Here is a 14,801-nt window from a genome sequence, read left to right as displayed (position 1 = left end):
AAACCCGCTCCCACAGGTACCGCACCGGTATTGAGCCAGTGTTATATCTGTGGGAGCGGGTTTACCCGCGAAGAGGCCGGTACAGGTTATTACCTGACCAGATGCAGGTACTGCATGTGCCGTTCGTACTGGTCGAGGATGTCGTTGATGATCTGCTCCTTGCTGTAGCCCACCAGGTCATAGTTCTGGCTGCCTTCGCTCAGGTGCACCTCCGCCCGGTAGTAACGGCGGTTCTTCAACTCTTGCGTACCCAGCCCACCCAGGGCGAACGATGGCGTGAAGTAGCCACGCATCTGCACCTGGTAAATGAACGGCTGTTCCTCGCCATGGCCAATCTTCAAGCTGACGTTGTCGTGGCTCGGGTCGTCCTGGGTAATCAGTACCAGGCCCTTCTGCTCGAACACTTCACGCACATCGGCAATTGCCGGGCGCACCACGTCGTCCATGAAGCGGTACACCTCATCACGCGACGGGAAGTGCACCGCCTGGCTCAGGCGCTGGCGCCAGCCGCCACGGCCGCGGCGTGACTGGGCGAACGGGGCCAGCGAATGCATCTGCGCGATCTGCCGTTGCGACTCCAGGTAGAACGCCTTGTGCAGCCCCCACATCATGCACAACAGGATCAGCGAGAACGGCAGCGAGGTCAGCACCACCGCCGACTTCAACGAATCGATGCTGCCGGCGAACAACAGCGCACTGGTGATCAGCGCCGTCATCGCGCCCCAGAAGATGCGCAGCCAGTTCGGCCCATCCTCGTCGGCATCACCACCCTTGGCCGACAAGGTCGACAGCACCACGGTGCCCGAGTCGGCCGAGGTGACGAAGAACACGAAACTGATGAACACCGTCATGGCGATCACCGTCTTGCTCCAGGGGTAGGTCTCCAGCAGCAGGTACAGGCTCATCGACGGGTTATCCAGCGCCGACTGGCCCAGCGCGGTCATGCCGTGGTTGATGACCTGGTCCAGGGCGCTGTTGCCGAAGATCGACATCCACGCCAGGGTGAAGCCCAGCGGAATCAACAGCACACCAAAGACGAACTCGCGTATGGTGCGGCCACGAGAGATGCGGGCGATGAACAGGCCCACGAACGGCGCCCAGGCAATCCACCAGGCCCAGTAGAACACCGTCCAGCCGCCCAGCCAGTCGCGGTTCTCGCCGTAGGCATAAACGTCGAAGCTCTTGCGCGGCAAGGCACCCAGGTAATCGCCGAGGTTCTGGATCAGCGTGTTGAAGAGGTGCTGGGTAGGCCCGGCGAACAACACGAACAGCAACAGCGCGCAGGCCAGGAACAGGTTGATGTCGCTCATCACCCGCACGCCCTTCTCCACCCCGGCGACGGCCACGGCCACCGCCGCGCCCATCATCAGGGTGATGAGCAGCACCTGCACCCACTGGCTGTGGTCGATGCCGAACAGGTAGTCGAGGCCGGCGTTCAGGTGCAGCACGCCAAAACCCATGTCGGCGCCCAGGCCGAACACCGTGGCGATGATGCCGAAGCCGTCCACCGCATAACCGATCGGCCCGTTGATGCGCTTGCCGATCAGCGGGTACAGCGCCGAACGCAAGGCCAGTGGCAGGTTGTGCCGGTAGGCGAAGTAGGCCAGGGCCATGCCGACGAAGGCGAACACGCCCCAGCCATGCAGGCCCCAGTGCAGGAACAGGATCTGCATCGCCTGGCGCCCGGCCTCGGCCGTGCCCGCTTCGCCCTGGGGCGGCTGCAGCATGTGGGTCAGGGGTTCGGACACGCAGAAGAAGAACAAGGTGATGCTGATGCCGGCGGCAAACAGCATGCCGGCCCACGACAGGTAACTGAACTCGGGCTCGTCGTGGTCGGCACCGAGCTTGATCTTGCCGTAGCCGGACAAGGCGGTGACCACCACGAAGACCAGGTACAGCGTCATCGCCAGCATGTAGTACCAACCGACCGTGTTGGCCGCCCAGTTCTGCGCCGCCAGCAACCAGTCGCCTGCTGCTTGCGGATAGGAAATGACCACCAGGCCGAAGATGAGGATGAAACTTGCCGCGAAATAGAACACCGGGGGGTTCATGCGGATCTTGCCATTGGCAAGGGAAGGCGTCGGTGCACTCATTGGGGGCGCACCTCGTCGAATGACGTAAGGCTCGGAATGAACGGGTTCAGCAAAGGAATCCTCCTGTTGAACACCGGCAGCGGACCAGCGTTTTTTCATTGAACAAGCGTTCAAGTTAAACATGGATCGGATTTCAATGCGAATTGGGGCGCTGATTGGTGCCCTCCTGTTCCGGCCCTTTCGCGGGTAAACCCGCTCCCACAGGTACTGCACAGGATTCAAAATCTGTGGGGGTCCTGTGGGAGCGGGTTTACCCGCGAAGAGGCCGGTACAGGCCAAGGAAATGCCAGATCAGTTCTTGTCCTGGCAATCCAGCTGCAGGTTGGCCTGGGTAATGTTGCTCTCGGCCGGCACACTGCGGGTCAGCCACACATTGCCGCCAATGGTCGAGCCTTTGCCGATGGTGATCCGCCCCAGCACCGTTGCCCCGGCATAGATCACCACATCGTCCTCGACGATCGGGTGGCGTGGCAGGCCCTTGTGCAGGGTGCCCGATTCATCGCTGGGGAAGCGCTTGGCGCCCAGGGTCACTGCCTGGTAGATCCGCACGCGCTCGCCGATGATCGCGGTTTCGCCGATCACCACGCCGGTACCGTGGTCGATGAAGAAGCTCGGGCCGATCTGCGCCCCGGGGTGAATGTCGATCCCCGTGGCCGAATGCGCCAACTCCGAGCTGATCCGCGCCAGCAGCGGCAGGCCGGCCTGGTACAGGTGGTGCGCCAGGCGGTGGTGGATGATCGCCAGGATGCCTGGGTAGCACAGCAGCACTTCATCGACACTGCGCGCCGCCGGGTCGCCGTGGTAGGCGGCCAGCACATCGGTGTCGAGCAGCACGCGCAGGCCCGGCAGGGCGGCGGCGAAGCCCTGCACCAGGCTCAGCGCATGGGCATCGACGCCGGCCAGCTCGCCCTTGCTTTGCCGTGCGGCGTAGCGCAACTCCAGGCGGGCCTGGGCCAGCAAGGCGGTCAGCGCGGCATCCAGGGTATGGCCGACGTAGAAGTCTTCGCTTTCTTCGCGCAGGTCGACCGGGCCAAGGCGCATGGGGAACAGCGCGCCGCACAGTTGCTCCAGGATGTGCCGCATCGCTTCGCGCGAAGGCAGCTCACGCCCGCCCTGCTCGCCGCTGCTGCGGCCATTGCGGGTACGCCATTGTTCACGGGCACCGCGCAGGCCGGTGACGATACTCTGCAACTGCCAGTGCCCGGGTGAAGGTTGTTCGCTCACGGTTTTCTCCTGCCTGAGTAGGCCAAACTCATTTTTATTTGCAGGTCCGGCCTCTTCGCGGGCTCGCCCGCCCCCACAGGGACTGCACAAATTCCAAGCCCTGTGCAGTACCAGTGGGAGCGGGCGAGCCCGCGAAAGGGCCGGACCTGCCTACATGCAATCCACTCTACGGCAAATCCATCCCTTGGAAAAAACAACGCTTTATTCCATCCTGCGCTAAGTCAGGCATAAGCCGCGATGACGGAGCAGGCAACCTCGCCTACCCTCAAAGCAGCCAGCACCTGGCAAAAACCAAAAAGGGAATAACAAAATAATTTTTTAGTATTTCCTGGCCTAAGCAGCCGACCCTATAGTCGCCACCCACCACTTACACAACAAGCGCGGGGCTTTGAAATGTCGAAATTCGCCAAACCGCTACTCAACGCCAGCCTGGCACTCCTGCTGGGTGCCGGCCTGCTCGGCCAGGCCTTCGCCGGCGAGCAGCTGAAGACCATCCAGGAAAAAGGGGTGATCAACGTCGGCCTCGAAGGCACCTACCCACCGTTCAGCTTCCAGGACGAAAACGGCAAGCTGACCGGCTTCGAAGTGGAACTGTCCGAACTGCTGGCCAAGGAGCTGGGGGTAAAGGCCAAGGTGCAGCCGACCAAGTGGGACGGCATCCTCGCCGCACTGGAGTCCAAGCGCCTGGACGTGGTGATCAACCAGGTGACCATTTCCGAAGAGCGCAAGAAGAAGTATGACTTCTCCGAGCCTTACACCATCTCCGGCATCCAGGCGCTGATCCTGAAGAAGAAGGCCGAGCAGCTGAACATCCACAAGGCCGCAGACCTGGCCGGCAAGAAGGTCGGCGTGGGCCTGGGCACCAACTACGAGCAATGGGTCAAGAAGGACGTGCCGCAAGCCGATGTGCGCACCTACGAAGACGACCCGAGCAAGTTCGCCGACCTGCGCAACGGCCGTATCGACGCCATCCTGATCGACCGCCTGGCCGCGCTGGAATACGCGCAAAAAGCCAAGGACACCGAACTGGCCGGCGATGCCTTCTCGCGCCTGGAAAGCGGCGTGGCCCTGCGCAAAGGCGAGCCGGAACTGCTGGCAGCGATCAACAAGGCGCTGGACAAGCTCAAGGCTGACGGCACGCTGGCCAAGCTGTCCGAGAAATACTTCGGTGCCGATGTCACCAAATGATTGCTGAAAGCCTGCAACTCGTTGTCGACTCCGCGCCCTTCCTGCTGAAGGGCGCGGGTTATACAGTGCTGCTCAGTGTTGGCGGCATGTTCTTCGGCCTGCTGCTGGGCTTTGCCCTGGCACTGATGCGGTTGTCGAAGATCTTGCCGCTGAACTGGCTGGCGCGGGTCTACGTGTCGTTCTTCCGCGGCACGCCGCTGCTGGTGCAGCTGTTCGTCATCTACTTCGGCATGCCGCAGATCGGCATCGAGCTCGACCCGATCCCGGCCTCGCTGATCGGCCTGTCGCTGAACATGGCCGCCTACATCTGCGAAATCCTGCGCGCGGCGATTTCCTCGATCGACCGTGGCCAGTGGGAAGCCGCCGCCAGTATCGGCATGACCCGCGTCCAGGCCATGCGCCGGGCGATCCTGCCCCAGGCCTTGCGCACCGCACTGCCGCCGTTGGGCAACAGCTTCATCTCGCTGGTCAAGGACACCGCCCTGGCGGCGACCATCCAGGTGCCCGAGCTGTTCCGCCAGGCCCAGCTGATTACCGCGCGCACCTTCGAAGTGTTCACCATGTACGTGGCGGTGGCGGTCATCTACTGGGTGCTGTGCAGCATCCTCGCGCACTTCCAGAACCGCATGGAAGCGCGAGTCAACCAGCATGACCAGGAGCATTGAGCATGATTGAAGTCAAAGGCCTGACCAAGCGGTTCAAGGGCCAGACCGTGCTCAACGGTATCGACCTGACCGTGCAGCCCGGCGAAGTGGTGGCCATCATCGGCCCCAGCGGCTCGGGCAAGACCACCTTCCTGCGTTGCCTCAACCTGCTGGAAACACCCGATGCCGGGCAGATCCAGATTGGCGACATCAGCATCGATGCCAACCGCCCGCTGGGTGGGCAGCAAAGTGCGATTCGCCGCTTGCGCCAGCAGGCCGGGTTCGTGTTCCAGAACTTCAACCTGTTCCCTCATCGCACCGCCCTGGAAAACGTGATCGAGGGGCCGGTGATCGTCAAGAAGACGCCCCGCGAGCAGGCCATCGAACTGGGCCGGCGCCTGCTGGCCAAGGTTGGCCTGGCGGGCAAGGAAGATGCCTACCCGCGGCGCCTTTCCGGTGGCCAGCAGCAACGGGTGGCCATCGCCCGCGCCCTGGCCATGGAACCGGAGGTGATCCTGTTCGACGAGCCGACCTCGGCGCTGGACCCCGAACTGGTGGGTGAAGTGCTGGCGACCATCCGCGGCCTGGCCGAGGAGAAGCGCACCATGATCATCGTTACCCACGAGATGAGCTTTGCCCGCGATGTGGCGAACCGGGTGATCTTCTTCGACAAGGGCGTGATCGTGGAACAGGGCGAGGCCAAGGCGCTGTTTGCGGCGCCGAAGGAAGAGCGTACCCGGCAGTTCTTGCGCAAGTTCCTGGGGACTGCTGCCTCCGAGTAAACCTGCACTGGCCCTATCGCCGGCAAGCCAGCTCCCACAGATACCCCACAGTAATCAAGACCTGTGGCGTCCTGTGGGAGCTGGCTTGCCGGCGATAGGGCCAGTACATCCACAGCAAATCCCTCCTTCTATACATATTCCAAAGAGTTAGTTCATAAACTTTTTATAAAGCATTAGGGTATATAAACCGGACCACCGGACCAGCACACATCTGTCGCGATCAGCTGTAGCGGCATTACTTTTTTGTGAGGTCAGGAATGGTCAGGATCACAATCACCCCAGTGCGTAACGCCAGGGCATTGAGTGCAGCCAAGGAGCGGTACTGATGTCCAGCCAACCCAATACCCAATTCCACAGCGATCTCGACAGCTCGCCCCTGCTGCTGCCGGCCAAGGTACTGCGCAACGACGCCGAAGCCCTGCAAGCGGCCCGCGAACTGGCCGAGGTCGCCCGCGAGCAGGCCGCCCGCCGCGACCAGCAACGCAAACTGCCATGGGCCGAGATCGAACTGTTCACCCGCAGCGGCCTGGGCAGCATCAGCGTACCCAAGGCCCATGGCGGCCCCGATGTGTCATTCGAGACCGTGGCCGAAGTGTTCCGCCTGATCAGCGCCGCCGACCCGGCCCTGGGGCAGATCCCGCAGAACCAGTTCGGCATGCTGCAACTGCTGCGCCTGACTGCCACCGAGGCGCAACAGGCGGTGATCTTCCGCAGCGTGCTCGATGGCTGGCGCATCGGCAATGCCGGCCCCGAACGCGGCACCAAGGACACCCTGACCCTCAAGGCCAGGATCACCCGCGTCGGCGACAGCTATCGCATCAGCGGTGAGAAGTTCTATTCCACCGGCGCCCTGTTCGCCCACTGGGTGGCGGTCAAGGCACTGGACGACGAAGGCCGCCAGCGCCTGGCATTCGTGCGCCGAGGCAGCCCGGGGCTGCGCATCGTCGATGACTGGTCCGGGTTCGGCCAGCGCACCACTGCCAGCGGCACCGTGCTGCTCGACCAGGTACCGGTGGATGCCGACCTGGTGATCGACAACTGGCGCCAGCGCGACATTCCCAACATCCAGGGCGCTGCCTCGCAGCTGATCCAGGCGGCGATCGATGCCGGCATTGCCGAAGCAGCGATCGAAGACGCCATCAGCTTCGTGCGCGAAAAGGCCCGGCCATGGATCGAGGCCAAGGTCGACCGCGCCAGCGACGACCCCTATGTAATCGCCGACATCGGCCGCCTGAAGCTCGAGCTGCACGCCGCCGAAGCGCTGCTGCGCAAGGCCGCGCGGGTCCTCGACGAGGTCAACGCCGCGCCGGTCGATGCTGCAAGCGCGGCGCGGGCTTCGATCGCGGTGGCCGAGGCCAAGGTGCTGACTACCGAGATTGCCCTGCAGGCTAGCGAAAAGCTGTTCGAGCTGGCCGGCAGCCGCGCCACCCTCGCCGAGTTCAACCTCGACCGCCACTGGCGCAATGCCCGGGTGCACACCCTGCATGACCCGGTGCGCTGGAAGTACCACGCGGTTGGCGCTTACCACCTCAACGGAACCTTGCCTGCACGGCATTCCTGGATCTGATTTGTGGGCCTTGGGGCTGCTTTGCAGCCCAATCGCCGGCAAGCCAGCTCCCACAGGTTCTGCACTGCCTTCAAGACCTGTGCGGTCCCTGTGGGAGCTGGCTTGCCGGCGATTGGGGCGCGAAGCGGCCCCTAGGGCCCCGGAGAACAACATGACTACAACAATCATCACCAGCGACACCCAGGCCCTGAGTGTCGCCGAAGACATCGCCCGACACCTGCGCCGCGACAGCGCCCTGCGCGACCGCGAGCGCCGTCTGCCGCACGCCGAACTGGAACTGTTCACCCGCTCCGGCCTGTGGGCCATCAGCGTGCCCAAGGCCTTCGGCGGCGCCGGCGTGTCCAACGTCACCCTGGCCAAGGTCATCGCCCGCATCGCCCAGGCTGACGGCTCGCTCGGGCAAATCCCGCAAAACCATTTCTATGGCCTGGAAGTGCTGCGGGTAAACGGCACACCCGAACAGCAACAGCGCCTGTACGCCGAAGTACTGGCCGGCAGCCGCTTCGGCAACGCCCTGGCCGAACTGGGCACCAAGACCGCCAACGAGCGCACCACTCGCCTGACCCGCGACGGCGATGGCTTTCGCATCAACGGCCGCAAGTTCTACTCCACCGGCGCCATCTACGCCCAGCGCATTCCCACCTCGGTGGTCGATGAACAGGGCGTGCAGCACCTGGCCTTCGTCCCGGCCGACAGCCAGGGCCTGCAGGTGATCGACGACTGGAGCGGCTTCGGCCAGCGCACCACCGGCAGCGGCTCGGTGGTGTTCGACAATGTGTACGTCAGCGCCGCCGACGTGGTGCCGTTCCAGAGCGCCTTCGAACGCCCCACCCCGGTCGGCCCGCTGGCGCAGATCCTTCATGCCGCCATCGACACCGGCATCGCCCGCGCCGCATACGAAGATGCCCTGCACTTCGTGCGCACCCGCAGCCGCCCCTGGGTCGACTCCGGCCTGGACAAGGCCAGCGATGACCCGCTGACGCTGAAGAGTTTCGGCCACCTGGCGATCCGCCTGCACGCCGCAGAAGCCTTGCTGGAACGCGCCGGCGAATACCTGGACCGCGCCCGCGACGACAGCACTGCCGACAACGTGGCCGCCGCTTCCATCGCGGTGGCCGAGGCCCGTGCCATCAGCACTGAGATTTCCCTCGTGGCCGGCACCACCCTGTTCGAACTGGGCGGTAGCCAGGCCACCCTGGCCGAACACAACCTCGACCGCCACTGGCGCAACGCCCGCGTGCACACCCTGCACGACCCGGTGCGCTGGAAGTACCACGCCATCGGCAACTACTACCTCAACGATGCCAACCCACCACGCCGGGGGACCATCTGATGGCCAAGCAGATCCTGCTCAATGCCTTCAACATGAACTGCATCGGGCACATCAACCACGGCCTGTGGACCCACCCACGGGACACCTCGATCCAGTACAAGACCCTGGATTACTGGACCAGCCTGGCGCGCCTGCTGGAGCGCGGCCTGTTCGACGGGCTGTTCATCGCCGACATCGTCGGCACCTACGACATCTACGGCCAGTCGCTGGACGTTACCCTCAAGGAGTCGATCCAACTACCGGTCAACGACCCGTTGCTGCTGGTCTCGGCCATGGCCGCCGTCACCCGCCACCTGGGCTTCGGCCTTACCGCCAACCTCACCTACGAAGCGCCGTACCTGTTCGCCCGGCGCCTTTCCACCCTGGACCATCTGAGCAATGGCCGGGTGGGCTGGAACATCGTCACCGGCTACCTCGACAGCGCTGCCCGGGCCATGGGCCTGACGCAGCAACCCGAGCATGACCGCCGCTACGACCAGGCCGACGAGTACCTGCAGGTGCTGTACAAGCTGCTGGAAGGCAGCTGGGCAGACGATGCCGTGGTCGCCGACCGCCAGCAGCGCGTCTATGCCAGGCCCGACAAGGTGCGCAAGGTCAACCACCAGGGCGAGTTCTACAAGGTCGACGGCTACCACCTGTGCGAGCCCTCGCCGCAACGCACACCGGTACTGTTCCAGGCCGGCAGCTCGCAGCGTGGCCTGGCCTTCGCCGGCAACCATGCCGAATGCGTGTTCATCAGTGGCCAGGACAAGGCCGCCACCCGCGCCCAGGTCGACAAGGTGCGCGCCGCCGCCCAGGCCGCTGGCCGCGACCCGCAAGCGGTCAAGGTGTTCATGGGCATCACGGTGATCGTCGCCGCCACCGAGCAGCAGGCCCAGGCCAAGCATGCCGAGTACCTGCGCCATGCCAGCGCCGAGGCCGGGGTCGCGCACTTCGCAGCGTCCACCGGCATCGACTTCGCCGCCTACGCCCTGGACGAGCCGATTGCCTTCAGCCAGGGCAACGCCATCCAGTCGGCCACGCGCCAGTTGCAGGACAACGCCTGGACCCGCCGGCGCCTGCTGCAGCAGCACGCCCTGGGTGGCCGTTACGTGACCCTGGTCGGCGCGCCCGAGCAGGTGGCCGAGCAGCTGATCGCCTGGATCGATGAAACCGGCCTGGACGGTTTCAACCTGACCCGCACCGTAACCCCGGAAAGCTTCGAGGACTTCATCGACCTGGTCATTCCGCAGTTGCAACAGCGTGGCCGCTACAAGACCGCCTACGCCGAAGGCACCCTGCGCGAAAAACTGTTCCAGGCCGACCACCCGCATTTGCCCGCCGACCACCCTGGCTCGGCTTACCGCTTTACCTCTACCCCTGCCCCGACTGGAGCCCTGCACCATGCTTGATAAACTGTTCCGGCCCGTCGCGGCCATTGCCCTCACCCTCGGCCTGTCCGCCAGCGCGCTGGCTGCCGAACCGCTGAAGATCGGCACCACCTCGGCCTTTGCCATCCCGCTGGAAGCCGCAGTGGAAGAAGCGCACAAGCAAGGCCTGGAAGTGAAGCTGGTCGAGTTCAGCGACTGGATCGCACCCAATGTCAGCCTCAACAGCGGCGACATCGATGTGAACTACTTCCAGCACATCCCGTTCCTGGAAAACGCCAAGGCGGCCGCGGGCTTCAACCTGGTGCCCTACGCCCCGGGCATCATCAACAACGTCGGCCTGTACTCGAAAAAGTACAAGAGCTTCGCCGACCTGCCCGAAGGTGCCAGCGTGGCCATCGCCAACGACCCGATCAACAGCGGCCGTGGCCTGCAGCTGCTGGCCAAGGCCGGGCTGATCACCCTCAAGCCGGGGGTAGGCTACAAGGCCACCGAGGACGACATCGTCGCCAACCCGAAGAAACTGAAGATCCTTCAGGTCGAGGCCGTACAGCTGGTACGCGCCTATGACGACGCCGACCTGGTGCAGGGCTACCCGGCCTACATCCGCCTGGCCAACAGCTTCGACGCCAGCTCCGCACTGCTGTTCGACGGCCTGGAGAACAAGGAGTACGTGATCCAGTTCGTCATTCGACCGCAAAGCAAGGACGACCCACGCCTGGCCAAGTTCGTCGACATCTACCAGCACTCGCCAGTGGTGCGCGCAGCCTTGGACAAAGCCCACGGCAAGCTCTACCAGGCCGGTTGGGAGGGCTGACATGAGCCAGGCCAGCGCGCTCCGGGCGCCCACCGCACAACCACTGCCGCCAACGGCCAGGGAGCAGGCCTTGCGCCCGGAGGTCAATGAAGCCCATGTGCGCTTCATCGGCCTGGGCAAGACCTACCCGGGCCAGGCGCAACCGGCCTTGCAAGGCATCGACCTGAACATCCGCCATGGCGAGATCTTCGGCATCATCGGCCGCAGCGGCGCCGGCAAGTCATCGCTGCTGCGTACCATCAACCGTCTGGAGCAACCCAGCCAGGGCCGGGTGCTGATCGACCAGGTGGACATCGCGCCCTTCGACGAGGACCACCTGGTAGCCCTGCGCCGGCGTATCGGCATGATCTTCCAGCACTTCAACCTGATGTCGGCCAAGACCGTGTGGCAGAACGTCGAACTGCCCCTGAAGGTGGCCGGCGTAGCCAAGGCCGAACGCCAGCGCAAGGTACGCGAACTGCTTGAGCTGGTCGGCCTGCAGGAAAAGCACCACGTGTACCCGGCGCAGTTGTCCGGCGGGCAGAAGCAGCGCGTGGGCATTGCCCGGGCGCTGGTGCATGACCCCGAGATCCTGCTGTGCGACGAGGCCACCTCGGCGCTGGACCCGGAGACCACCGCTTCCATTCTCGAACTGTTGCGCGACATCAACCAGCGCCTGGGCCTGACCATCGTGCTGATCACCCACGAAATGGCGGTAATCCGCGATATCTGCCACCGGGTGGTGGTGCTGGAACGTGGAGAAGTGGTCGAGCAGGGTGAGGTCTGGCGGGTGTTTGGCTCACCACGCCACGAAGTCACCCGCACCCTGCTGGCACCGTTGCAAGCCCGGTTGCCAGCCGCGCTGCAAGCCAGCCTGCGGGCCAGCCCGGCAACCCGCGACAGTGCCGTGGTGCTGAGGCTGACCCTGCTCGGCGAGCCCGAACTGTCTGCCCTGTTCAACGACCTTGGCGGCCGCGTGCGCCTGCTGCAGGGCGGTGTGGAAACCATTGGCGAGCATGCCCTGGGGCAGCTGATCCTGTCGGTGCAGCACTCGCCGCACGATACCCATCAATTGCTGGAACGCGCCCGCCGCTGGGCCGAGGACGTGGAGGTACTGGGCCATGTGGTTTGATCGCCTGCTGGAAGGCTTGCTCGATACCCTGCTGATGGTTGGCGTGTCGTCGCTGATCGCCCTGCTGGTGGGGGTACCGATGGCGGTGCTGCTGGTCACCAGCGACAAGGGCGGGATCTTCGAGGCGCCGCTGCTGAACCGGGTTCTGGGTGCCTTCGTCAACCTGTTCCGCTCGATCCCGTTCCTGATCCTGATGGTCGCGCTGATCCCCTTCACCCGCCTGGTGGTGGGTACCACCTATGGCGTGTGGGCGGCGGTGGTGCCGCTGACCATTGCCGCCACGCCGTTCTTCGCGCGGATTGCCGAGGTCAGCCTGCGCGAAGTCGACCACGGCCTGGTGGAGGCTGCGCAGGCCATGGGCTGCCGACGCTGGCACATTGTCTGGCACGTGCTGCTGCCAGAGGCGCTGCCGGGGATTGTCGGGGGCTTCACCATTACCCTGGTAACCCTGATCAACTCCTCGGCCATGGCCGGAGCGATCGGTGCCGGGGGACTGGGGGACATCGCCTACCGCTATGGCTACCAGCGCTTCGACAGCCAGATCATGCTGACCGTGATTGCCATGCTGGTGGCGTTGGTGGCGTTGATCCAGCTGGGTGGAGACCGGTTGGCGAAAGGCTTGAACAAACGCTGAATTCTTCGCGGGCACGCCCGCTCCCACAGGTACTGCACAGGGCTTGAATACAACGATATCCCTGTGGGAGCGGGCATGCCCGCGAAGGGGCCTTCAACCCCAGCGCAGATCCCCGGCAGGCACCGGCCGCCCGAACCAGTACCCCTGCCCCAGCTGACACAGCTCATGCAGCAGGAAACTGGCCTGCTCTGCCTGCTCGATGCCCTCGGCATGCACCTGCATGCCCATGCTACGGGCCAGGGCGATGATCACCCGGACGATCGCGATGTCGTCCTCATCCAGCGGCAACCCGGCAACGAAGCCCTGGTCGATCTTCAGCTTCTGCACCGGCAAGCGCTTTAGCCGCAGCAGCGATGAATAACCGGTGCCGAAGTCGTCGATGGCCAGGGTCACCCCCAGCTCGCGCAGGCGATGCAACTGCTCCAGGGCCACCTCCGGGTCCTCCATCACCGCGCTCTCGGTCACCTCCAGCTCCAGCAAGGCCGGGTCCAGACCGGTGTCGTGCAGCACCTCGGCCACCTGCTGGTACAGCTCGTGCTGGCCAAACAGGCGGCTGGAGATGTTCACCGCCACGAACGCCAGCTGCCGCCCTTCACCCTGCCATCGCACCATCTGCCGACACGCCTGGCGCAGTACCCAGGCGTCGATCTCTGCAATCAGCCCGGTACGCTCGGCAATCGGGATGAACTCGCCCGGCGGCACCAGGCCGCGCTGGGGGTGCTGCCAACGCACCAAGGCCTCGACGCCGACCTGGCGGCCGCTCGCCAGGTCGTGCACCGGCTGGTAGAACACCCGCAGCTCGTCCTGCTCCAGGGCCCGGCGCAGTTCGCCGGCGGTTTCGACCCGCTGCTGGGCGTGGGCGGTCAGCTCTTCGGTGTACAGCGCGTAGCAGGCCCGCCCGTTGCTCTTGGCCTTGTACAACGCCGAGTCGGCATTGCGCAGCAACTGCTCGGCACTCAAGGCATCGCTGGGGAACAGGCTGATGCCCACGCTGACACTGATAAACAGGCGGTGACCGTCGAACAGGAACGGCTCGCGCATGCGCTCGATGATGCCCTGCGCCAGCTTGCCCGCCTGGCCGACCTCATGGCAGTTTTCCGCCAGCACGCCAAATTCGTCGCCCCCAAGGCGCGCCAGGGTCACGCCGCTGCCCAGCACCTCACCCAGGCGCTCGCCCACCAGTTTCAGCAACTGGTCGCCAATGGTGTGACCAAGGCCGTCGTTGATGCTCTGGAAGTGGTCCAGGTCCAGCAACAGCAGGGCACAACCACGCTTGTTGGCCTGGGACGCGGCCAGGGCCTGCTCGACCCGGTCGTTGAACAGCAGGCGGTTGGGCAGGTCGGTCAGCGGGTCGTGGTGGGCCAGGTAGGCCAGTTCCTGTTCCGAATGCTTGATCGCGCTGATGTCGCTGAACACCGCCACGTAATGGCTGAGCTCGCCTTCATCGTCGCGGATGGCGCAAATGGTCTGCCACTGCGGGTAGATTTCACCACTCTTGCGCCGGTTCCAGATTTCGCCGCTCCACTCGCCCTTTTCCGCCAAGGTGGCGAATATCTGCTGGTAGAACGCCAGGCCATGGCGGCCCGACTTGAACTTGTTCGGGCGCTGGCCGATGACCTCGTCCTGCTGGTAGCCGGTGATGCGCATGAAGGCACGGTTGACGTGCACGATCAGGCCATGGCGGTCGGTCACCAGCACGCCTTCGAGGGTGCTGTCGAACACTGCCGCAGCCATGCGCAGGCGTTCACGGTCTTCACCACGCATACGCGCGCCAACGCCGATGAAGTCGAGCAGCCGCACCCGCGACACATAGATCAGCAAGGCGCTCAGCAGCACCCAGACCACCACGTTGATCTGCCGGCCCACGGTCAGTGCCAGGGGATCCTCGGTCATGCTGTGCAACACCACCTCGGCCAGCGTCAGCCAGAGGATCGAGAGCACCACATACAGCGCAGCCATGCGCAAGGCGTCGCGAACGGAAACAGACATGTCGGGTGCAATTGCCCATAAAAAATGATGGGGCATTATAAAGGCTGAAACA

12 protein-coding genes are annotated in these 14,801 nt (G+C 64.4%); 9 read left to right on the top strand and 3 right to left on the bottom strand.

The window, feature by feature from the left end:
- Positions 1-89: 89 nt before the first annotated feature.
- On the bottom strand, positions 90-2,051 hold the full coding sequence (gene betT / locus ABX298_RS11715) for a choline transporter BetT (protein ID WP_170929293.1): 1,962 nt from the start codon (positions 2,049-2,051) through the stop codon (positions 90-92).
- Between the two features lie 333 nt (positions 2,052-2,384).
- Positions 2,385-3,317, bottom strand: coding sequence for a serine O-acetyltransferase EpsC (epsC, locus tag ABX298_RS11710; protein ID WP_085618358.1), 933 nt, complete (start codon positions 3,315-3,317; stop codon positions 2,385-2,387).
- Positions 3,318-3,710: 393 nt separating this feature from the next.
- Between epsC and tcyJ the strand changes: the two genes are divergently transcribed.
- The 9 genes from tcyJ to ABX298_RS11665 all read left to right on the top strand — a co-directional run bounded on the left by tcyJ (position 3,711) and on the right by ABX298_RS11665 (position 12,760).
- Positions 3,711-4,505: a cystine ABC transporter substrate-binding protein gene (tcyJ, locus tag ABX298_RS11705; RefSeq protein WP_003257420.1), complete on the top strand. Its 795-nt coding sequence runs from the start codon at positions 3,711-3,713 to the stop codon at positions 4,503-4,505.
- Positions 4,502-5,170, top strand: a complete 669-nt coding sequence (gene tcyL / locus ABX298_RS11700) for a cystine ABC transporter permease (RefSeq protein ID WP_025337317.1) — start codon at positions 4,502-4,504, stop codon at positions 5,168-5,170. The genes tcyJ and tcyL overlap by 4 nt, the downstream gene beginning before the upstream one ends.
- A gap of 2 nt (positions 5,171-5,172) precedes the next feature.
- Positions 5,173-5,931, top strand: coding sequence for an L-cystine ABC transporter ATP-binding protein TcyN (gene tcyN, locus ABX298_RS11695; RefSeq protein WP_013970435.1), 759 nt, complete (start codon positions 5,173-5,175; stop codon positions 5,929-5,931).
- 325 nt (positions 5,932-6,256) lie between these two features.
- A complete protein-coding gene (locus ABX298_RS11690; RefSeq protein ID WP_075044311.1) occupies positions 6,257-7,498 on the top strand; it encodes an SfnB family sulfur acquisition oxidoreductase in 1,242 nt (413 codons plus the stop codon).
- Between the two features lie 151 nt (positions 7,499-7,649).
- Positions 7,650-8,831, top strand: a complete 1,182-nt coding sequence (locus tag ABX298_RS11685; RefSeq protein ID WP_367394412.1) for an SfnB family sulfur acquisition oxidoreductase — start codon at positions 7,650-7,652, stop codon at positions 8,829-8,831.
- Positions 8,831-10,222 (top strand): LLM class flavin-dependent oxidoreductase, encoded by a 1,392-nt coding sequence (locus tag ABX298_RS11680; RefSeq protein WP_367394411.1) that lies wholly within the window; start codon positions 8,831-8,833, stop codon positions 10,220-10,222. The genes ABX298_RS11685 and ABX298_RS11680 overlap by 1 nt, the downstream gene beginning before the upstream one ends.
- Positions 10,215-11,015 (top strand): MetQ/NlpA family ABC transporter substrate-binding protein, encoded by an 801-nt coding sequence (locus ABX298_RS11675; protein WP_274120038.1) that lies wholly within the window; start codon positions 10,215-10,217, stop codon positions 11,013-11,015. Before ABX298_RS11680 ends, ABX298_RS11675 begins: the two co-directional genes overlap by 8 nt.
- A 1-nt stretch (position 11,016) precedes the next feature.
- Entirely contained in the window at positions 11,017-12,126 is a 1,110-nt protein-coding gene (locus ABX298_RS11670; RefSeq protein ID WP_075044308.1) for a methionine ABC transporter ATP-binding protein, read from the top strand.
- Positions 12,116-12,760, top strand: a complete 645-nt coding sequence (locus ABX298_RS11665) for a methionine ABC transporter permease (RefSeq protein WP_008096606.1) — start codon at positions 12,116-12,118, stop codon at positions 12,758-12,760. The genes ABX298_RS11670 and ABX298_RS11665 overlap by 11 nt, the downstream gene beginning before the upstream one ends.
- Before the next feature lie 93 nt (positions 12,761-12,853).
- Here the strand turns inward: ABX298_RS11665 and dibA are convergent, their stop codons facing one another.
- Complete coding sequence (dibA, locus tag ABX298_RS11660) at positions 12,854-14,749, bottom strand: phosphodiesterase DibA (protein WP_075044307.1); 1,896 nt, start codon at positions 14,747-14,749, stop codon at positions 12,854-12,856.
- Positions 14,750-14,801 lie beyond the last annotated feature (52 nt).

Source organism: Pseudomonas sp. X4, from assembly GCF_040784925.1.
Classification (GTDB): domain Bacteria; phylum Pseudomonadota; class Gammaproteobacteria; order Pseudomonadales; family Pseudomonadaceae; genus Aquipseudomonas; species Aquipseudomonas putida_Z.
The sequence above is the reverse complement of the archived record's forward strand: the minus strand, read 5'-3'. Positions and strand labels throughout refer to the sequence as shown.